Consider the following 19437-nt stretch of genomic DNA (forward strand, 5'->3'; position numbering starts at 1 on the left):
TGATGGGGCCATCATGACCAAGCAACTCCCGCTCGTCTTCAAAGCGCCCCGGCGCGGCATGCCCGGCACCCATCTCGCGGACCTCGACGGTCCGGCCCTCAAGGAGGCCGTGAAGGAACTCGGCCTGCCCGCGTTCCGCGCCAACCAGATCGCCCGGCACTACTACGGCCGCCTCGAGGCGGACCCGGAGACCATGACGGACCTGCCCGCCGCCGCCCGCGGCAAGGTCCGGGACGCGCTGTTCCCGCCGCTTCTGGAACCGGTGCGCCACATTTCCTGCGACGACGGCGAAACCCGGAAGACCCTGTGGAAGGCCGGCGACGGCACGCTTCTGGAATCGGTGCTGATGAAGTACCCGGACCGGGCGACGCTGTGCATCTCGTCGCAGGCCGGTTGCGGCATGGCCTGCCCGTTCTGCGCCACCGGCCAGGGCGGCCTGCAGCGCAACCTGTCGACGGCCGAGATCATCGACCAGGTGCGCGAAGCCGCCGCCACGATGCGCGACGAGGGCGGCCGCCTGACCAACATCGTGTTCATGGGCATGGGCGAGCCGCTGGCCAACTACAAGCGGGTCATCGCCGCGGTGCGCCGCATCACGGACCCCGTGCCGGACGGATTCGGCATCTCGCAGCGCAACGTCACGGTGTCGACCGTCGGCCTGGCGCCGGCGATCCGCAAGCTCGCCGACGAGGACATGTCGGTCACGCTCGCGGTGAGCCTGCACACGCCGGACGACGAGCTCCGCGACGAGCTCGTGCCCATCAACAACCGCTTCAGCGTCGCCGAGGTCCTCGACGCCGCGCGCTACTACGCCGACAAGTCGGGCCGCCGCGTCTCCATCGAGTACGCGCTCATCCGCGACATCAACGACCAGGGCTGGCGCGCGGACTTGCTGGGCAAGAAGCTGCACAAGGCGCTCGGCTCGCGCGTGCACGTCAACCTCATCCCGCTCAACCCGACGCCGGGGTCCAAGTGGGACGCCTCCCCGAAGGACCGGCAGGACGAGTTCGTCCGCCGCGTCCGGGAGCAGGGCGTTCCGTGCACGGTCCGCGACACCCGCGGCAACGAGATCGCCGCCGCCTGCGGGCAGCTCGCCGCCGAGGGAGCGTAGAAACGAGAGAACGCCCGCACCGTGGGAACACGGTGCGGGCGTCGTCGTCCCGGGGCCTGCGGCGGGATCAGGACCGGAGGGACTTGCCCTTGTCCTCGTCGATGGACGGCATGCCGCCGGTCACCGGGGTCTGGGCCCGGTTCGGGCCGTAGGTGTCGGGGGTGTGGTTCCAGGCGCGCATCTGGGACTCGCTCAGCTCGGCGTAGGCGCCGGTGCCGTTGACCTGGTCGTGGGACCACAGCGGCTCGACGTGGCCGGCCGGCTTGTTGTGCGCGGTGACGGTGCGGACCTGCTTGCCCTTCGGCGAGAACATGCGCCACAGGAGTCCGATGGCGAAAATGACTGCGATGCCGATCAGCCAGAGGTTCTCGACCTTGCCGGGGTGGTTGCCCCAGAGCATCGCGATCAGGAAGGCCACGGAAACCCAGCCGGCGATCTGGAGGGAGCGCTCGCTGAGGGCGCTCCAACCCCACTTCGCGGCGGGGACGTCGAGGTTGCTGACGCCGTTGTAGATCTCTTCCTTCTTGTGTCCTTGGGCCACGGTAATCCTCCTGTTTGCGCCTACGTTCGCCGCCGCGGTGCCTGATCGTGCACCGTGGTCTCACGGTGTTTCCGGGCTCGTGTCCGGGGCGTTCCCGTCGGCGATCCCGTTTACGTGCATTTTGGCACACTCTCAGCGAATGTTGAGTATCGGGTGTAACAATACCCCAGTGAAGACCAGGATTCTCGTTCTCGGAAGCACCGGTTCCATAGGCACCCAGGCCCTGGAGGTGATCGCCGACAATCCGGAACGGTTTGCCGTGGTCGGGCTGGCCGCCGGCGGGGGGAACCCGGAATTGCTGGCGGCGCAGGCGAAGTCGCATGGCGTGTCGTTCGATCGGGTCGCGTGCGCCGATCCGCGGGCGGCGGCGTCGATCGACCCGGCCGTGATCCACGGCCCCGATGCCGCGGAGCGCCTGGTCCGCGAGACCGGGGCGGACGTGGTGCTCAACGCGCTGGTGGGCTCGATGGGCCTCGGCGCGACGCTGGCGGCCCTGGAGTCGGGTGCGCGACTGGCGCTGGCCAACAAGGAGTCGCTCGTGGCCGGCGGTTCGCTGGTGCTGCGGGCGGCGGAGCCGGGGCAGCTGGTCCCCGTCGATTCCGAGCATTCCGCGATGGCGCAGTGCCTGCGGTCGGGGACGATGGACGAGGTCGATCGCCTGGTGCTCACGGCGTCCGGCGGCCCCTTCCGAGGGTGGACCCGCGAGCGGCTGATGTCGGCGACCCCCGAGCAGGCGGGCGCCCACCCGACGTGGTCGATGGGCCCGATGAACACCCTGAACTCGGCGTCGATGGTCAACAAGGGACTGGAGCTCATCGAGGCGTCCCTGCTGTTCGGCATCCCCGCCGACCGCATCGACGTCACGGTCCACCCGCAGTCGATCATCCACTCCATGGTCACGTTCGCCGATGGCGCGACCATCGCGCAGGCGTCGCCGCCGTCGATGAAGCTGCCCATCGCCCTGGCGCTGGGCTGGCCGGACCGCGTCGCCGGCGCGCAGCCGGCGCTCGACTTCCGCGATGCGATGGACTGGCGCTTCGAACCGCTTGACGACGACGTGTTCCCCGCCGTCCGGCTCGCCCGCGAGTCCGTGACCGCCGGGGGCTGCACCCCGGCGGTGTACAACGCCGCCAACGAGGAGGCGGCGGAGGCGTTCCTGGCCGGGCGCATCGCCTTCCCGCACATCGTCGACGTCGTGGGGGAGACCCTGGCCGCGGTCGACGCGGCCGCCGAGCCGCGCGACGTCGCCGACGTCCTCGACGTCGAGGGGCGGGCGAGGGCGCTGTCCACCGAGTTGGCGGATAAGCTGGCGCGGTGACTTTTCTACTGGGCGTCCTTCTCTTCGCGCTCGGCATCGCGGTGACCATCGCGCTGCACGAGTGGGGCCACATGCGGGCCGCCCGCATGTGCGGCATGCGGGTGCGCCGCTACTTCATCGGTTTCGGCCCGACCGTGTGGTCGACGAGCCGGAAGCACGAGGGGGCCGGCGGCCACATGACCGAGTACGGCCTCAAGGCCGTGCCGCTGGGCGGGTTCTGCGACATCGCGGGCATGACCGCCCAGGATCCCGTGGAGCCGGATGAAGAGGAGCACGCCATGTGGCGCCGCCCGTGGTGGCAGCGCATCGCGGTGCTCTCCGGCGGCGTGGTCATGAACCTCATCGTCGGCGTGCTGCTCATCTACATCGTGGCCGTGGCGTGGGGCCTGCCGAACATGAACGCCGACTTCTCGCCGCGCGTCAAGGCGACGCAGTGCGTCCCGGCCACGCAGAACGCCGACGGCACACTGCCCGAGTGCTCCGGCACCGGGCCGGCCGGCGACGCCGGACTGCGGGTCGGCGACGTGATCACGTCGGTCAACGGGACGGCCGTGAAGACCTACCCGGAGGTCATCGAGGCGGTCGGCTCGTCGTCAAGCGAGACCATCGAGTTCACGGTCGAGCGGGCGGGGAAGGCCGAAACGATCTCCGTGGTGCCGGAAGTCGTCGAACGCCGGTCCTCCGATGGCACCGTCAGAAAGGTGCCCGCCGTCGGCGTGCTGTTCGAGCGGCCGCAGAACACCCTCAACGAATTCACGCCGCTGACCGCCGTGCCCGGTGCGCTCGCCTTCACCGGCGACATGTTCGGCGCCGTGTGGGACGGCCTGCTGTCCATCCCGTCGAAGGTGCCGGGCGTCGTCGCGTCGATCTTCGGCGCCGAACGCGACCAGGAAAGCCCCATGAGCGTCGTCGGCGCCAGCCGCGTCGGCGGCGAAATGGTGGAGAACGACATGTGGAGCGGGTTCCTGATGATGCTCGCGAACCTCAACTTCTTCCTGGCGCTGTTCAACCTCGTGCCGCTGCCTCCGCTGGACGGCGGGCACATCGCCGTGGTCGTCTACGAGAAGCTCCGCGACCTCGTACGCCGCCTCGCCGGCAAGCCCGCGCTCGGCCCGGCCGATTACACGAAGCTCATGCCGATCACCGTCGCATTCACCGCGGTGCTGCTGACCTTCGGCGTGATAGTCATCGCAGCCGACGTGGTAAACCCCATCCGGCTTTTCGGCTAACGTCCTTCAATAGACCCCAACATCCAGGTACACCCAGGAATGAGGAAGCACTCCCCGTGAACGTCTCGCTCGGAATCCCCGAAACCCCCGCCGTCCTCGCGCCGCGTCGCAAGACCCGCCAGCTGATGGTCGGCGGCGTGGGGGTCGGGTCGGACCACCCGATCTCCGTGCAGTCGATGACCAACACCAAGACGCACGACATCAACGCGACGCTGCAGCAGATCGCGCAGCTCACCGCGTCGGGCTGCGACATCGTCCGCGTGGCCTGCCCGAAGACGATCGACGCCGAGGCGCTGCCGATCATCGCGAAGAAGTCCCCGATCCCGGTCATCGCGGACATCCACTTCCAGCCCAAGTACATCTTCGCCGCCATCGACGCCGGCTGCGCCGCCGTGCGCGTCAACCCGGGCAACATCAAGGAATTCGACGGCCGCGTCAAGGAGGTCGCCAAGGCCGCCGGCGATGCGGGCATCCCCATCCGCATCGGCGTCAACGCCGGTTCGCTGGACAAGCGGATCATGGAGAAGTACGGCAAGGCGACGCCGGAGGCTCTCGTCGAGTCCGCGCTGTGGGAGGCGAGCCTGTTCGAGGAGCACGGCTTCGGCGACATCAAGATCTCGGTCAAGCACAACGACCCCGTCGTCATGGTGGAGGCCTACCGCCAGCTGGCCGCGCAGTGCGACTACCCGCTGCACCTCGGCGTGACCGAGGCCGGCCCCGCGTTCCAGGGCACCATCAAGTCCGCCGTGGCCTTCGGCGCGCTGCTGTCGGAGGGCATCGGCGACACCATCCGCGTGTCGCTGTCGGCCCCGCCGGAGGAGGAGATCAAGGTCGGCGACCAGATCCTGCAGTCGCTGAACCTGCGCCCCCGCAAGCTCGACATCGTGTCCTGCCCCTCCTGCGGCCGCGCCCAGGTCGACGTCTACGAGCTCGCGGAGAAGGTGACCGCCGGGCTGGAGGGCATGGAGGTGCCGCTGCGCGTCGCCGTCATGGGCTGCGTGGTCAACGGCCCGGGCGAGGCGCGCGACGCCGACCTCGGCGTGGCGTCCGGCAACGGCAAGGGCCAGATCTTCGTCAAGGGCGAGGTCATCAAGACCGTGCCGGAGGATCAGATCGTCGAGACCCTCATCGAGGAGGCCATGCGCATCGCCTCGGAGATGGGAGAGGACGAGGCCACCGTCACCGGCGCCCCGGAGGTCAAGGTGACCGGGGCCTGATCCGGGCCCCTCGGCGTGCCACCCGCCGGGCGCCCGCGGCCGGTGATACCGTCCGCGGCATGAAGCCCAGCTCCCCGCGCCGGCGCATCGCCGCATTGTTCACGGCCGCAGCGATGACCGCGTCCGCCGTGGCGTGCACGCCGCGCCCGGACACGGGGGAAGACGTGCTCGAGAGCTTCTTCGAGGCGCTCGAGGGCGGCGACATCGTCGGGGCGGCGGAGCTGACCGATCACGCGGCCACCGCCCGCGAGGATCTCGGCGCCGCATGGAAGGGACTGTCCGCGGAGGCCCTGCAGGCGGAAATCGGCGACGTCCGCGGCGACGGGGGACGCACGACCGCGCAGGTCACCATGGACTGGGACCTGGCGGGGGACCGGGAGTGGAGCTACGACACCACGTTCCACCTGACCAAGTCCGACAGCCGGTGGGCCGTGCGCTGGAGCCCGTCGGCGCTGCATCCGCGCCTGGGCAGCAACCAGCACCCGGAGCTGCGCAAGATTCCGGCGCCCCGGGCGTCGGTGGTCGGCTCCGACGGCGCGTCGCTGCTGGAGCCGGGCACGGTGCACCGCGTGATCCTCGACCGGTCGGCCGTGCAGGACGTGCAGGGCGCGGTGAACCGGATCGCCACGGTGGTCAACAACGGCATGCCCAAGGACGACGAGGGGCGCCAGGCCGCGTCCGTCGACGCCCGGGCCGTGGGACCGCAGGCCGCCGGCGGCTCGGGGCCGTATTCGGTCGTCGTCCTGCCGGCGGATGCGCCGCCGGAGGTGCGGGACGAACTGGCGCGCCTGCCCGGCGTGACGGTCAACGACGAGGCGGCCATGGTTCGCCCCGACCCGGCGTTCGCGCCCGAATTGATGAGCCGCGTGCAGCGCATCGTCTCCGATGACGTCTCCGGCGGCGACGGGTGGAACATCGTCGCGGCGAACCGGGACGGCGGCGTCCTCGCGTCGCTGCACTCCGTCGACCCGGAGGTCCGCCCGGCCATCCGCGCCTCGGTGAGCAAGACGGTGCAGGACGCGGCGCAGCGCGCGGTGGACATGCGGCCCGAGGCCGAGGTCATGCTCGTCGCCATCCGGCCGTCGTCGGGCGAGGTGCTGGCCGTCGCGCAGACCCGCAAGGCCGACGAGAAGGGCGACCTGGCCCTCATGGGCCAATTCCCGCCCGGGTCGACGTTCAAGATCGTCACCGCCGCGGCGGGCATGGACAATCTGGGCCTCGACCCGGGGTCCACGGTGCCGTGCCCGGGCACCATGACCCTCGGCCCGCGCGTGGTGACCAACTACAACGGATCGGGCGTGGGCGACACGTCGCTGAACGAGGCCTTCGCGAGGTCGTGCAACACCACCTTCGCGGACATCTCGCACCGCATGGATCCCGGGCAGCTGCAGGCGGAGGCCAAGCGCTTCGGCATCGGCGTCGACTACCGGATCGCCGGCCTGGACACGATCACCGGATCGGTGTCCGACGGCACCGACGAGGCCGAGCGGATCGACGCCGGCTACGGCCAGGGCTTCGACCTCGCCAGCCCCTTCGGCATGGCGCTGGTCTCGGCGACGGTGGCGGCCGGCCACGTGCCCACCCCGACCCTGGTGCCGCAGGCCGGCACCTGGGCGTCGGCGAGCCCGGAGCCGCTGAACCCCGAAACCCTCGGCCACCTGCGGTCGGTCATGCGGTCGGTGGTCACGTCCGGCACCGCGACGGCGATCGCCGGCCGCGGCGAGGTGTACGGCAAGACCGGCGAGGCCGAGGTCACGGGCGGTTCGCACGCGTGGTTCACCGGGTGGCGCGACGACATCGCCTTCGCCACCCTCATCGTCCACGGCGGCGGGTCGGAGCACGCGGTGAAGGTCACCGACGCGTTCCTGGCGAATCTCGACGGCCAGGGCGACCCCGCGCCCGGCGGCTGACGGCCCCCGGCCCGGGGGTATCGTGTTCGCCATGACCGATCGCGCACCGTTGACCATGCAGGAGCCCACCCCCATCCGCACCGTGCCCGCCCACATCGAGCGGCCCGAATACGCGTGGAAGGACGAGGTCGCCGAGGGAGTCGGCGAGCCGCTGGTCCAGACGCCGGAGGACATCGAGGCCATGCGCGAGGTCTCCCGCATCGCCGCGAACGCCCTGGTCGAGGCCGGCAAGGCCTGCGTGCCGGGCAACACCACCGATGACGTCGACCGCGTGGTGCACGAGTACCTGATGGACCACGACACCTACCCGTCGCCGCTGGGCTACCGCGGTTTCACCAAGAGCTGCTGCACGTCGCTCAACGAGATCGTGTGCCATGGCATCCCGAGCAAGCAGGTCATCGAGGACGGCGACATCGTCAACGTCGACGTCACCGGCTACAAGAACGGCGTTCACGGCGACACCAACTCGACCTTCTTCGCGGGTGACGTCTCCGAGGAGCACCGTCTGCTGGTGGAGCGCACCTACAACGCGACGATGCGCGGGATCAAGGCCATCAAGCCGGGCCGCGAGATCAACGTCATCGGCCGCGTCATCGAGTCCTACGCCCGCCGCTTCGGCTACAACACGGTCCGCGATTTCACGGGCCACGGCGTCGGCACGACGTTCCACAACGGCCTGGTGGTGCTGCATTACGACGAGCCGTCGCAGACCACCGTCCTGGAGCCCGGCATGACGCTGACCGTCGAGCCGATGATCAACCTCGGCGGCCTCGACTACGAGATCTGGGACGACGGCTGGACGGTCCAGAACACCGACCGGAAGTGGACCGCCCAGTTCGAGCACACGGTGCTGGTCACCGAGTCGGGCCACGAGATCCTGACCAAGCCCGACGAGGTCGTCGAGGGGCAGTTCCTCACCGGTTGGACGCCGGGCGCCTGATCCCATGGCGCGGGGCAGGTCGTTCCTCGTCGCGGGGTGCACCTCGGACGCCGGCAAGTCGGTGCTCGTCGCCGGTCTGTGCCGCCTCCTGGTGCGCCGGGGCGTCTCGGTCGCGCCGTTCAAGGCGCAGAACATGTCCAACAACTGCGCCGTGACCCCCGACGGCGGCGAGATCGGCCGCGCCCAGGCCCTGCAGGCGCTGGCGTGCGGGCTGGAACCCAGCGTGGACTTCAACCCGGTGCTGCTCAAGCCCGGTTCCGACCAGACGAGCCAGGTGGTCGTGCGGGGCCGGGCGGAGGGCACGGTGTCGGCGCTGACGTACCGGGAGCGTCGCAAAGCACTGCGGTCGGTGACCGCCGACTGCCTGGCCGACCTGCGCTCGCGGTACGACGTCGTGGTGTGCGAGGGCGCGGGATCGCCCGCGGAGGTGAACCTGCGCGAGTCGGACATCGCGAACATGGGGCTGGCGGAGGCCGCGGACCTGCCGGTGATCGTCGCCGGCGACATCGACCGGGGCGGCGTGCTGGCGCATTTCGTGGGCACGCACGCGATCCTCGGGGAGGAGGATCGGAGCCGGATCACGGGATTCGTGGTCAACAAGTTCCGCGGGGCGGCCGAGCTGCTGGAGCCGGGGCTCGACGTCGTGGAACGGCGCACGGGCGTGCCGGTGCTCGGCGTCGTCCCCTTCATCCCGGGGCTGTGGATCGACGCCGAGGATTCGCTCGGCACGGTCGCCGCGACCGCCGTCGGCCCCGCGACGCGGCCGCTGGGGGAGGACGCGCTCACCGTCGCGGCGATCCGCCTGCCGCGCGTGTCCAACGCCACCGACGTCGAGGCGCTGGCCGCCGAGCCGGGAGTGCGCGTCGAATGGACCGTCGACCCCAGCACCGTCGCGCGCGCCGACCTGGTGGTGCTGCCCGGCACGAAGGCCACCGTCCATGACCTGGGCTGGCTGCGGGAGCACGGGCTCGCCGACGCGCTGATCCGCCGCGCCGCGGCGGGGGCGCCGACGCTGGGCATCTGCGGCGGATTCCAGATGATGTGCGCCTCCATCGTCGATAGCGTCGAAAGCGGCGCCGGCGCCGTCGAGGGACTGGGGATCTTCGACGCCGACATCGAATTCGCCGAACCGAAGGTGCTGGCCCGCCACGCCGACGGCTCCTACGAGGTGCACAACGGGCGGGTCGTGCGAAGCACCGGGGAACGATGGCCCCACGGCGAGGGGGCGGTGCGCGGCGCCGTCGCCGGAACGCACCGGCACGGGCTGCTGGAAAACGACGCGTTGCGCCGCGGGTACCTGCGGTCGGTGGCGGAGGCCGCGGGCCTGCGCGGTTTCGAGGTCGCGCCGGACACCGATTTCCGCGCCGAGCGGCTGCGTCAGCTCGACCTCATCGCCGACGCCATCGAGGAGCACCTGGCCGGACCGGCCCTCGCCGAAGCGACGGGGGTGGCCCAACTCGGGTGACCCCGGCGCCCCCGACGTCGCGGGACCGCTACATTCGGGACGAGACGGTGATGCGGGAGCAGGATGGTGCGGGAGCAGGGGAGCGTCGGATGATGTCGAAATCGGCCGCGGCGATTGCCGCAGCATTGGTGGCCGGGGTGCTCGGGACGGGTGCGGCCGTGGCCGGGGCGGCGGAACCCGTCGGCGGCTCCGTCCCCGGATCGTCGGCGGCGCACGAGCCCTTTCCGCGGCTGGACTGGGCAAACGATCCCGAGTGCGTGCCCGCCCCCGAACACCCGCAGCCCGTCCTGATCATCCACGGAACGTGGGGCGAGGTGGCGGACCTCGAACCGCTCGGCCGGACCCTGGCCGGGGAGGGGTACTGCGTCCACGCGCTGGAATACGGGTGGCACCGCGAATCCGTGGCGGGGAACATCCCCGGCACCAACGGCATCGCGGACGTCGGCGCGGGGGCGGAAGCCGTCGACCGGGCCATCCGGCACGTCGCGGGGGAGACCACCGCGGGGCGGGCGGCCGGTGCCGTCGACGTCGTCGGCCATTCCCAGGCCGCCGCGCTCATTCGACTGGCCATGAACGACCACGGCGCGGCGGAGTTCGTCGACGACGCCATCTATCTGGCGGGCACCCACCGGGGCACGTCCATGCGCGGCCTCGACTCCCTGAACATCCACTCCAGCCCGGAGGCGGTCGCCGTCGGCGACGCACTGCTCGGGCCCGCGGCGCTGCAGCAGCTGCGCGGTTCGGACGTGGTGGCGCACCTGGATTCGCTGCCCGACACCCAGCCGGGCGTGGACTACACCGTGCTGGTCTCGAGCGACGACACGACGGCCACCACCGCGCCGGACGCGTTCCTCGAGGCCGGCCCCGGCGCGACGGTCACCAACGTCCTGGTGCAGGACGTGTGCCCCGATGCGCCGGAGCCGCTGACCCACGACGGAATGCGGGACGATCCGCTCGTGCACGGCCTCGTGGTCGCCGCGCTGGACGGCCGCCCCGTCGTCTGCGGGTAGGCGGGCGAGTCGAAACTAGTCGAACTCGAGGCCCAGCAGCGCGTTCTCGATGAGCTCGGGCAGCGCCGGGTGGATCCAGTGCTGCGCGTCGGCGACCTCGCGGGCGTCGAGCCCGAAGGTCATCATCTGGATGCACTGCTGCACCAGCGTGGCGGCCTGCTCGCCGATGAAGTGCGCGCCGACCAGCCGACCGGTCTTCTTGTCGGCGATGAGCTTGGCGAACCCGTCGCGGTCCTCCAGCGCCCAGCCGTAGGCGACGTCGCCGTAGTCCTGCACCTTCACCGTGATCTCGGTGCCGTTGGCGGCGGCCCACTCGCGGGCCTCCTCCTCGGTCATGCCGACCTGGCCGATCTGCGGGTGGGAGAAGATCGCCGACGGGATGTACCGGTGGTCGAAGGACCTCAGGTCATCCGGGTTGAGCACGTTGTGGAAGACGACCTTGGCCTCGTGGTTGGCGATGTGCTTGAGCTGGTGCGGGCTGGAGACGTCGCCCAGCGCCCACACGCCCTCGGCGGAGGTGCGGCCGTGCTCGTCGACGGCGATGCGGCCGTCGTCGCGCATGTCCACGCCGCCGGCGGCCAGTTCCATGAGGTCGCCGTTGGGGGCGCGGCCGGTGGCGACGAGGAACTCGCCGCCCCGGACCTCCGTGCCGTCGGACAGCGCGGCGACGACGACGGTCGAACCGTCGGCGGCCTTCTCTTCGCGAAGCGACTCGATGGTGGTGTTCAGGCGCACGTCCCAATCGCGTGACGCGACCTCGGTGAAGCGCCGGGACACGTCGGCGTCGGACTGGCGGTTCAGGGCGCCGGACCGGACGATGACGTGCACCTTCACGCCCAGCGACGAGAAGACGTGCGCGAACTCCGTGGCGATGAAGCCGCCGCCGAGGATGATCATCTCCTCCGGCAGCCGGTCGATGCGCATGATGTCCTTGTTCGTGCGGTAGGCGACGCCCGAATCGGCGACGAAGCCCGGCACCTTCGTGCGGGAGCCCGCCGCGATGATGATCTGGTCGGCGGTGATCTCCATCTCCTCGTCGCCCTGCCCGGTGCGGATGCGGCGGGGGCCGACGAAGACCGCGTGGCGGTCGTACACGTCGATGTTCGGGGTCTCCCCGCCGCGGCGGTACGACTCGCCGCCGGCCGCGATCGGGTCGATGCGGTCGCCGAAGACGCGCTGCTTGATCGAATCCCAGTCGATCGAGTCGACGTGGGCGTGCACGCCCAGCCGGGCGGCCTCGGAGACGTTGCGGGCGGCGTCCGCGGCGAGCACGAACATCTTGGTGGGGATGCACCCGACGTTGAGGCAGGTGCCGCCGAAGCGGCCTTCCTCGACCAGCGCGATGCGCACGTCATCGAACGCGGGGGACGGGATCGAGTTGCCCGATCCGGTGCCGATGATGATCAGGTCGTAGTGCCGGGCGGTGTCGCTGGACAATGCATCTCCTCGGATTTGGGGACGTTGGCGTTCGCGTGGGGTCAGCGGCCGTTGACCGAGTCCAGGAACAGCACCGTCTCCGACAGGGCATGCGCGCGAGCGTGGTCCTTGGACAGGAAGACGTCGTGCCGGGCACCCGGGATGGCCCTGTGCCGGGCCCCACGACCCAGACAACGCGTCCGGCGCGCGATCTGTTCCACGTCGAGGACGGCGTCGGCGGTGTCCAGCGCCGGCGACCAATTTTCGTTGACGGCGGAGCGGTCCGAATGCAGCACCAGGCAGGGCACGCCGACTTCGATGCCGCGGTGCAGGCGCCGCTGCGCGACCAGCACGGCGTTGAGCCACGACCAGGACTTCACGTGGCCGGACACGGGCTTGAGGGTGACGTCGAAATCCCAGTCGCCCTTCTCGCCCCGGTAGATCGACTGGCCGTACCCGCCGAGCCCCTTGTCCGGGGTGAGCCGGTCGGGCGCGCGGCGCGCCATGACCTTCGTCGCCAGCTTGACGACGGCCCGCTGCATCCGCGGATACTGCAGATCCAGCCATGGGCTGTTGAGCACGGCTCCGCGGATGCTGGCGTGCATCCCGGGATCGCGGTCCCGGAGGCCATCGAGCCACAGCGCGGCGACGAGACCGCCCGTCGAGTGCGCGAGGGGGCTGAGCCCGGGGTGGCCCTCGCCGAGGATCAGCGCCGCCGCGGCGTCCAGGTCGGCGTCGTAAAGCGACAGGTCGGTGATGTGATGCCACCGCTGGCCCTCGCGGCGCGACCGGCCGCACTTGCGCAGGTCGACCGCGTAGAACGCGTACCCGGCGTCGTGGATGGCGCGGGCCACGTGCTCCTGGAAGAAATAATCGCTCATTCCGTGGATCCACAGCACCGCGGGCCGCCGCGTGAAGTCGGACGAGTCGGAGCCGGGGGGCGAATACCTGATGACGGTGGCGACGACGTCGCCCTCTCCATCGGGGTCTTCGCCCAGGTCGATGACTGTTTCGGGAAACTCTTCGCCCAGCAGCCCCGGCTGCCAACCGGGGGTGGGGATCGTCGGGTCATTGAAGGTCACGGACCACAGCCTAGCGGGACATTATGGGGGTGTCGCAGGGGTTGTGACACAATGGATCGGAACAGTGTGTCAGTCCGGGGGACGTGCGTGCGCCGCCCGATTATCAAGTCACGAAGGATGTTGACCGCAGTGTCTGAAAAGAATCTTCCCGCCACCGTCGGTGACGAAGTCGACGTTGCCCTGATCGGTGCGGGCGTCATGAGCGCCACCCTCGGCGTGCTCCTCACGGAGCTCGAGCCCGGCTGGTCCCAGGTCATCTTCGAACGCCTGGACCAGCCCGCCGAGGAGTCCTCCTCGCCGTGGAACAACGCGGGCACCGGTCACGCGGCGCTGTGCGAGCTCAACTACACGCCCGAGAAGAACGGCGTGGTCAACGTCGACAAGGCGCTGAAGATCAACGAGCAGTTCCAGGTGTCCCGCCAGCTGTGGACCAGCCTGGTCGAAGACGGCGTCATCACCGACCCGCGCGCGTTCATCAACCCGGTCGACCACACGACCTTCGCCCAGGGCCCGGAGCAGATGGCGTTCATGCGCCGCCGCTTCGAGGCGCTCAACGACGAGCCCCTGTTCCACGACCAGGAGCTCATCGAGGACCACGACCGCTTCGCGGAATACCTGCCGCTGATGGCCGAGGGCCGCGACTTCTCCACACCGGTGTCCGCCATCCGCAACCCCAACGGCACCGACGTCAACTTCGGCGCCCTGACCAAGCAGTACCTGGCGGCGCTGTCGGACCGCGGCACCGAGATCCGCTACGGCCACGAGGTCAAGAACATCACCCGCGAGGGCGCCAAGTGGGTGATCACGGTGAAGAACATCCACACCGGCGACACCCGCACCGTCCGCGCCAACTTCGTGTTCGTCGGCGCCGGCGGCAACGCCCTGCCGCTGCTGCAGAAGTCCGGCATCCCGGAGATCAAGGGCTACGGCGGCTTCCCCGTGTCCGGCCAGTGGCTGCGCTGCACCAACGAGGAGCTCATCGAGAAGCACGGCGCGAAGGTCTACGGCAAGGCGTCCGTCGGCACCCCGCCGATGTCCGTGCCGCACCTGGACACCCGCGTCATCGACGGCAAGAAGGGCCTGCTGTTCGGCCCCTACGCCGGCTGGACCCCGAAGTTCATGAAGCAGGGCAAGCTGACCGACCTGCCGAAGTCGCTGCGCCTTCACAACCTGACCACCCTGGTCGGCGTCGGCCTGCACGAGCTGGGCCTGACCAAGTACCTGATCACCGAAGTGATCAAGAACCACGCCGCCCGCGTGGAGGCCCTGCGCGAGTACGTGCCCAACGCCCGCGACGAGGACTGGGAGACGGTCACCGCCGGCCAGCGCGTGCAGGTGATCAAGCCCGCCAAGGCGCCGCAGTTCGGCACCCTGGAGTTCGGCACCGCCGTCATCAACTCCGCCGACGGCTCCATCGCCGGCCTGATGGGCGCCTCCCCGGGCGCCTCCATCGCCCCGGCCGTGATGATCGAGCTGCTGGAGCGCTGCTTCGGCGACAAGATGAGCGCCTGGACCCCGAAGCTCAAGGAGCTCGTGCCCTCCTACGGCACGGTCCTGGCCGAGGACCGCGAGCTGTACAAGAAGGTCTGGGACGCCTCTCAGAAGACCCTCAAGCTGGAGCGCTGACCCCGGCCGCCGCCGATTTTTCGGTCCGGGGTATAAGTGACTGCATGTCTGCCTTCCCCGGATTCCCGTTCTCCGCGATCGTCGGCCAGGACCGGCTGCGCCTGGCGCTGCTGCTGACGGCGGTCTCGCCGGGCATCGGCGGCGTGGTGGTCCGCGGCGAGAAGGGCACGGCGAAGACCACCGCCGTGCGCGCCCTGGGCCCGCTGCTGCCGAAGGGCGCGGTCGTCGATCTGCCGCTCGGCGCGACGGAAGATCGCGTGGTCGGTTCCATCGACGTCGAGTCGGTGCTGACCACCGGCCGCGCGGAGTTCCGGCCCGGCCTGCTGACGCAGGCCGACGGCGGCGTTCTCTACGTCGACGAGGTCAACCTGCTGGCCGACCATCTCGTCGACGTCCTCCTCGACGCCGCCGCCACGGGCCGCGTCACCGTCGAGCGCGACGGCGTCTCGCACGTGGAGGAAACCTCCTTCGTGCTGGTCGGCACCATGAACCCGGAGGAGGGGGAGCTGCGACCGCAGCTCCTCGACCGCTTCGGGCTGGCGGTCGACGTCACCGCCTCCCGGGACCCCGAGGTGCGCGTGGAGATCATGCGCCGCCGCCTCGCCTACGAATCCGACCCCGGCGCATTCGCCGCGCGGTGGGCGGAGGCCGACGGCGATCTGCGCGACCGCCTGGCCCGCGCCCGCGCCCTGGTCGGTCAGATCCCCCTCGACGACGTCCATCTGGCTCGCATCGCGTCGCTGTGCGCCGACTTCGACGTCGACGGCATGCGCGCGGACCTGGTCATCGCCCGCACCGCCCGCGCCCACGCGGCCTGGCGGGGCGCGGCGGAAATCGACTCGGAGGACATCCGCGTCGCCGCCGAACTCGCGCTGCCGCACCGTCGCCGACGCGATCCCTTCGATGAGCCGGGCGTCGATCAGCGCGACCTCGACGACGCCCTCGACCGCGCCGAGGACCGCTACCCGGACACGGACGACCACGCCGAGGAACCCCCGCAGCCCGATGAACCCGAAACGCCGGACGAGGGGGACGCCGAGGCGTCGTCAAGCGAGGAACTGGACCAGGAGAGGCCGGAGGGCCCCGCGCCGACGGGAGGTACTGCCCGACTGGGCGATCCCTTTCGCGGCTAGGACGCTGCTTCTCGACGGCGTCGGCACCGGATCCGACGGCCGCCGCGGACGCGCCAAGGGGCCCCGCGGGCGGGACATCCGGGCGACGCGGGGCGGTAGGGGCCTTCACGTGCCCGGGACCGTTTTGGCCGCCGCCGAGCGGGGCGCCCGCGTCGACGACGGCATGGTGCCCCTGATCGCCCCCGACCTGCGCGGGGCGGAACGGGAGGGCCGCGAGTCCAACCTGATCGTGTTCCTCGTCGACGCCTCCGGTTCCATGGCCGCCCGCGACCGTCTGGAGGCGGTGACGGGAGCGGTGCAATCTCTGCTGCGCGACGCCTACCAGCGCCGCGACCGCGTGGCGGTGGTGACCTTCCGCGGCGACGGGGCGACGGTGGAGCTGCCGCCGACGCGGTCGACGGTGGCCGCCAGCAGGCGTCTCGACGACGTGCGGACCGGCGGCAGGACCCCGTTGGCGGCGGGCCTGGAGACGGCTCGCGCCCTGATCGAGCGGGAGCACCGCCGCGATCCGTCGCGCCGCGCGATGCTCGTGGTCCTGTCCGACGGCCGGGCGACGTCCGCCGGCGGGCGCGACACCGCGGGCCTGGCGGCCGACGCGATCCGGCGCCGCGGCGTGGCCGGATCCATCGTCGTCGACTGCGAATCCGGACGCGTGCGGTTGGGGCTGGCCAAGGAACTGGCCGACCGGCTCGGCGCCCCCTGCCTGCGCATCGAGGACCTCGACGCCGACGCCGTCGCGGGCGTGGTCAAGGCCGCGGTCACGGCCTGAGCCCGGTACCGTCGCGACCATGAACCCAACCGATGCGGCGGAGACCATCGACGTCAACGTCATCGAAATCAGCATCTTCGCCGAACGCTGGCGCGCCGACCTGCTGCTGGGCAGGCTCGCGCTGGCCATCGGGGCCCGGCTCGGGGCGGTCGACGCGGGATTCGACGTCGCCGCCGTCGAACCGGGCGGAGACGAAGACGAGTGGGACCTCGCCGACCAGTGGCGCCAGCTCAACGCCGATGCGGCGCCGCCCGCGGACAAGTCGCCGTTCAAGGTCACCGCGTGGTTCACGGGCGAATTGAAGGGCGCCGACGACGACGGCGCCGACACCGCCGACGAGGACGAGTCGCTGGCGATCATCCTCGACGCCCTCGACGGGCTGGCCCTGGCCGGCGTCGGCGAAGCGGACCTCGATTACGACGGCCCCAACCCCGACCACGTCCCGTTCGGCGATGCCCGGTACGCCATCGAATTGCCACGTGAGACGGTGCGGAAGGGCGCCGACGTCGGACCGGAGGTCGCGGCCGCCGTGGCGCGGCTGCGGGGGCTCGTCGCCGCAGGCCGCGGACCGGCGCCCCAGGTGACCAGCGTGCAGGTCCGCACGCGCGAGGCGTTCGAGGAGGCCCTGGCGGGCGAACGCCGTCCCTGACCCCGGCTATTGTGTAACCCATGGCACAGGGACAGGTTGATCCGAAGAACATCCCCGACGACGGGCTCACGACGCGCCAGCGCCGCCAGCTGCCCATCACCGCGGTCCACACGGGCCACGGCAAGGGCAAGTCGACCGCGGCGTTCGGCATGGCGCTGCGCGCGTGGAACCAGGGGCTGGACATCGGCGTGTTCCAGTTCGTGAAGTCCGCCAAGTGGCGGGTCGGCGAAGAGTCCGTGTTCAAGCGCCTCGGCGAGCTCCACGACGAAACGGGCGAGGGCGGCGCGGTGCAGTGGCACAAGATGGGGGAGGGCTGGTCCTGGTCCCGCAAGAAGGGCACCGAAGAGGACCACGCCCGCGACGCCGCCGAGGGCTGGGAGGAGATCAAGCGCCGCCTGGCCGAGAAGGAGCACGACTTCTACGTGCTCGACGAGTTCACCTACCCGATCAAGTGGGGCTGGGTCGACGTCGACGACGTCGCCGAGACCCTCGCCAACCGGCCGGGCCGCCAGCACGTGGTCATCACCGGCCGCGACGCCGATCCGAAGCTCATCGAGGTCGCCGATCTGGTCACCGAGATGGTCAAGCACAAGCACCCGATGGACGCGGGCCGGAAGGGACAGAAGGGCATCGAGTGGTAGCTCCGGCCGCCCCGGGCGTCGTCATCGCGGCGCCGGCGTCGGGCACCGGCAAGACCACCATCGCCACCGGCCTCATCGCCGCGCTGGCGCGCCGGATGTCCGTCGCGCCGTTCAAGGTCGGCCCCGACTACATCGATCCCGGCTACCACGCCATCGCGGCGGGCAGGCCGGGCCGCAACCTGGATTCCGTCATGTGCGGGCCGGACCTCATCGGCCCGCTGTACGCGCACGGGTCGGCCGGACTGGACGTCGGCATCGTCGAGGGCGTCATGGGGCTTTTCGACGGCCGGATCGGCGGCGATCCCCTCGACGCGAGCGCGTCGACCGCCGAGATCGCCCGCCTGCTGGGCATGCCGGTGATCCTCGTCGTCGACGCCCGGCACATGAGCCAGTCGGCGTCGGCCCTCGTCCACGGTTTCGCGACGATGGACGATCGCGTCCGCGTGGCGGGGGCGATCATCAACCGGGTCGGCTCCGACCGCCACGAGTCCGTCGTCCGCGAGGCCATCGAGGCGGTGGGGGTGCCGGTGCTCGGCGCCATCCCGCGCGTCGACGGCATCGAGGTGCCGTCGCGCCACCTGGGGTTGGTCACCGCCGCCGAAGGGGGAGAGGAGGCCCACGCCGCCGTGGCGATGATGGCCGACCTCGTCGAGGAGCACGTCGACCTCGGCGCGGTCGTCGGCCTGGCCGCGGTGCGCCCCGGTTTCGAACCGTGGGATCCGGCGAAGGCGATCGGCGCCGGGCCGTCGGAAAGCAAGCCCCGCATCGCGCTGGCGGGCGGGCCCGCGTTCACCTTCGCCTACGCCGAACACGCGGAGCTGCTGGCCGCCGCGGGGGCCCGGGTCGAGGTCTTCGACCCGCTGGTCGACGAGCTTCCCGACGCCGACGGCCTGGTCGTGCCCGGCGGGTTCCCGGAGGAACATGCCGCGGATCTGGCGGCGCGCGACGACCTCGCCGCTTCCGTGCGGGCGATGGTCGCCGACGGCGCCGCGGTCCACGCCGAATGCGCGGGCCTGCTGTGGCTGCTCGAGTCTTTGGGCGGGCACCGCATGTGCGGAGTCATCCCGGGATCGGCGTCGATGGGGCGCCTGAGCCTGGGGTACCGCACGGCCACGATGCTGTCGGAGTCGGTGCTCGGCCCCGTCGGCGGCCGCCTGACCGGGCACGAGTTCCACAGGACCCGCCTCGACGAGGGGACCGCGGCCGCCGCGCACGCCGCCGGCTGGACCCCCGCGTGGGGCTGGAGGGGCTGGGGTGGGGACGCCGTCACCGAGGGGTTCGTGTCCCCCGGCGGGCGGGTGCACGCTTCCTACCTGCACGTTCACCCCGCCGGGGCGCCCGCGGTGCTGCGCGGTTTCGTGGAATCCTGCGGCTGAGGGC

17 protein-coding genes are annotated in these 19437 nt (G+C 71.0%); 14 read left to right on the forward strand and 3 right to left on the reverse strand.

Going from position 1 to position 19437, the window contains the following annotated elements:
- Nucleotides 1-13 precede the first annotated feature (13 nt).
- The gene (gene rlmN, locus CHAN_RS05635; protein ID WP_290292710.1) at nt 14-1111 is read left to right on the forward strand and encodes a dual-specificity RNA methyltransferase RlmN; all 1098 of its coding nucleotides are present in this window, start codon (nt 14-16) and stop codon (nt 1109-1111) included.
- Between the two features lie 67 nt (nt 1112-1178).
- Here the strand turns inward: rlmN and CHAN_RS05640 are convergent, their stop codons facing one another.
- The gene (locus tag CHAN_RS05640) at nt 1179-1652 is read right to left on the reverse strand and encodes a DUF2631 domain-containing protein (protein WP_353959828.1); all 474 of its coding nucleotides are present in this window, start codon (nt 1650-1652) and stop codon (nt 1179-1181) included.
- Nucleotides 1653-1791: 139 nt separating this feature from the next.
- Between CHAN_RS05640 and dxr the strand changes: the two genes are divergently transcribed.
- The 7 genes from dxr (at nt 1792) to CHAN_RS05675 (ending at nt 10741) form a co-directional block, all read left to right on the forward strand.
- Nucleotides 1792-2970 carry a 1-deoxy-D-xylulose-5-phosphate reductoisomerase gene (gene dxr, locus CHAN_RS05645; RefSeq protein WP_290292713.1) on the forward strand — a complete coding sequence of 393 codons (1179 nt, stop codon included), beginning with the start codon at nt 1792-1794 and terminating at the stop codon, nt 2968-2970.
- Nucleotides 2967-4199 (forward strand): M50 family metallopeptidase, encoded by a 1233-nt coding sequence (locus CHAN_RS05650; protein WP_290292715.1) that lies wholly within the window; start codon nt 2967-2969, stop codon nt 4197-4199. Before dxr ends, CHAN_RS05650 begins: the two co-directional genes overlap by 4 nt.
- Nucleotides 4200-4255: 56 nt before the next feature.
- Nucleotides 4256-5416, forward strand: coding sequence for a flavodoxin-dependent (E)-4-hydroxy-3-methylbut-2-enyl-diphosphate synthase (gene ispG / locus CHAN_RS05655; protein WP_290292717.1), 1161 nt, complete (start codon nt 4256-4258; stop codon nt 5414-5416).
- Nucleotides 5417-5475: 59 nt separating this feature from the next.
- Nucleotides 5476-7326, forward strand: coding sequence for a penicillin-binding transpeptidase domain-containing protein (locus CHAN_RS05660; RefSeq protein ID WP_290292719.1), 1851 nt, complete (start codon nt 5476-5478; stop codon nt 7324-7326).
- Nucleotides 7327-7357: 31 nt separating this feature from the next.
- Nucleotides 7358-8266 (forward strand): type I methionyl aminopeptidase, encoded by a 909-nt coding sequence (map, locus tag CHAN_RS05665; RefSeq protein WP_290292721.1) that lies wholly within the window; start codon nt 7358-7360, stop codon nt 8264-8266.
- A 4-nt stretch (nt 8267-8270) separates the two neighbouring features.
- The gene (locus tag CHAN_RS05670; RefSeq protein WP_290292723.1) at nt 8271-9731 is read left to right on the forward strand and encodes a cobyric acid synthase; all 1461 of its coding nucleotides are present in this window, start codon (nt 8271-8273) and stop codon (nt 9729-9731) included.
- A gap of 89 nt (nt 9732-9820) precedes the next feature.
- The gene (locus CHAN_RS05675; protein WP_290292728.1) at nt 9821-10741 is read left to right on the forward strand and encodes an esterase/lipase family protein; all 921 of its coding nucleotides are present in this window, start codon (nt 9821-9823) and stop codon (nt 10739-10741) included.
- A 15-nt stretch (nt 10742-10756) separates the two neighbouring features.
- On the opposite strand, the gene mtr is transcribed toward CHAN_RS05675, so the two are convergent.
- Both mtr and CHAN_RS05685 read right to left on the reverse strand, forming a co-directional pair.
- Entirely contained in the window at nt 10757-12178 is a 1422-nt protein-coding gene (mtr, locus tag CHAN_RS05680; RefSeq protein WP_290292729.1) for a mycothione reductase, read from the reverse strand.
- 41 nt (nt 12179-12219) lie between these two features.
- A complete protein-coding gene (locus tag CHAN_RS05685) occupies nt 12220-13239 on the reverse strand; it encodes an alpha/beta hydrolase (RefSeq protein WP_048744014.1) in 1020 nt (339 codons plus the stop codon).
- Between the two features lie 129 nt (nt 13240-13368).
- On the opposite strand from CHAN_RS05685, the gene mqo reads away from it, so the two are divergent.
- The 6 genes from mqo (at nt 13369) to CHAN_RS05715 (ending at nt 19433) form a co-directional block, all read left to right on the forward strand.
- Nucleotides 13369-14865 (forward strand): malate dehydrogenase (quinone), encoded by a 1497-nt coding sequence (gene mqo / locus CHAN_RS05690; RefSeq protein ID WP_048744015.1) that lies wholly within the window; start codon nt 13369-13371, stop codon nt 14863-14865.
- A gap of 44 nt (nt 14866-14909) precedes the next feature.
- A complete protein-coding gene (locus tag CHAN_RS05695; RefSeq protein WP_290292735.1) occupies nt 14910-15998 on the forward strand; it encodes a magnesium chelatase ATPase subunit I in 1089 nt (362 codons plus the stop codon).
- 109 nt (nt 15999-16107) lie between these two features.
- The gene (locus tag CHAN_RS05700) at nt 16108-16767 is read left to right on the forward strand and encodes a vWA domain-containing protein (RefSeq protein ID WP_290292737.1); all 660 of its coding nucleotides are present in this window, start codon (nt 16108-16110) and stop codon (nt 16765-16767) included.
- A gap of 19 nt (nt 16768-16786) precedes the next feature.
- Nucleotides 16787-17416 carry a hypothetical protein gene (locus CHAN_RS05705; RefSeq protein WP_290292739.1) on the forward strand — a complete coding sequence of 210 codons (630 nt, stop codon included), beginning with the start codon at nt 16787-16789 and terminating at the stop codon, nt 17414-17416.
- 20 nt (nt 17417-17436) lie between these two features.
- On the forward strand, nt 17437-18057 hold the full coding sequence (gene cobO / locus CHAN_RS05710) for a cob(I)yrinic acid a,c-diamide adenosyltransferase (RefSeq protein WP_290292741.1): 621 nt from the start codon (nt 17437-17439) through the stop codon (nt 18055-18057).
- Nucleotides 18051-19433: a cobyrinic acid a,c-diamide synthase CobB gene (locus CHAN_RS05715; RefSeq protein ID WP_290292743.1), complete on the forward strand. Its 1383-nt coding sequence runs from the start codon at nt 18051-18053 to the stop codon at nt 19431-19433. Before cobO ends, CHAN_RS05715 begins: the two co-directional genes overlap by 7 nt.
- Nucleotides 19434-19437 lie beyond the last annotated feature (4 nt).

It is taken from the genome of Corynebacterium hansenii (genome assembly GCF_030408795.1).
Lineage (GTDB): Bacteria > Actinomycetota > Actinomycetes > Mycobacteriales > Mycobacteriaceae > Corynebacterium > Corynebacterium hansenii.

What these genes read in the sequence shown, in the direction of transcription:
- rlmN (WP_290292710.1), top strand. Translation starts at nt 14, where the DNA reads ATGACCAAGCAACTCCCGCTCGTCTTCAAAGCGCCCCGGCGCGGCATG.
- dxr (WP_290292713.1), top strand. Translation starts at nt 1,792, where the DNA reads ATGTTGAGTATCGGGTGTAACAATACCCCAGTGAAGACCAGGATTCTC.
- CHAN_RS05660 (WP_290292719.1), top strand. Translation starts at nt 5,476, where the DNA reads ATGAAGCCCAGCTCCCCGCGCCGGCGCATCGCCGCATTGTTCACGGCC.
- map (WP_290292721.1), top strand. Translation starts at nt 7,358, where the DNA reads ATGACCGATCGCGCACCGTTGACCATGCAGGAGCCCACCCCCATCCGC.
- CHAN_RS05670 (WP_290292723.1), top strand. Translation starts at nt 8,271, where the DNA reads ATGGCGCGGGGCAGGTCGTTCCTCGTCGCGGGGTGCACCTCGGACGCC.
- CHAN_RS05675 (WP_290292728.1), top strand. Translation starts at nt 9,821, where the DNA reads ATGATGTCGAAATCGGCCGCGGCGATTGCCGCAGCATTGGTGGCCGGG.
- CHAN_RS05695 (WP_290292735.1), top strand. Translation starts at nt 14,910, where the DNA reads ATGTCTGCCTTCCCCGGATTCCCGTTCTCCGCGATCGTCGGCCAGGAC.
- CHAN_RS05705 (WP_290292739.1), top strand. Translation starts at nt 16,787, where the DNA reads ATGAACCCAACCGATGCGGCGGAGACCATCGACGTCAACGTCATCGAA.
- cobO (WP_290292741.1), top strand. Translation starts at nt 17,437, where the DNA reads ATGGCACAGGGACAGGTTGATCCGAAGAACATCCCCGACGACGGGCTC.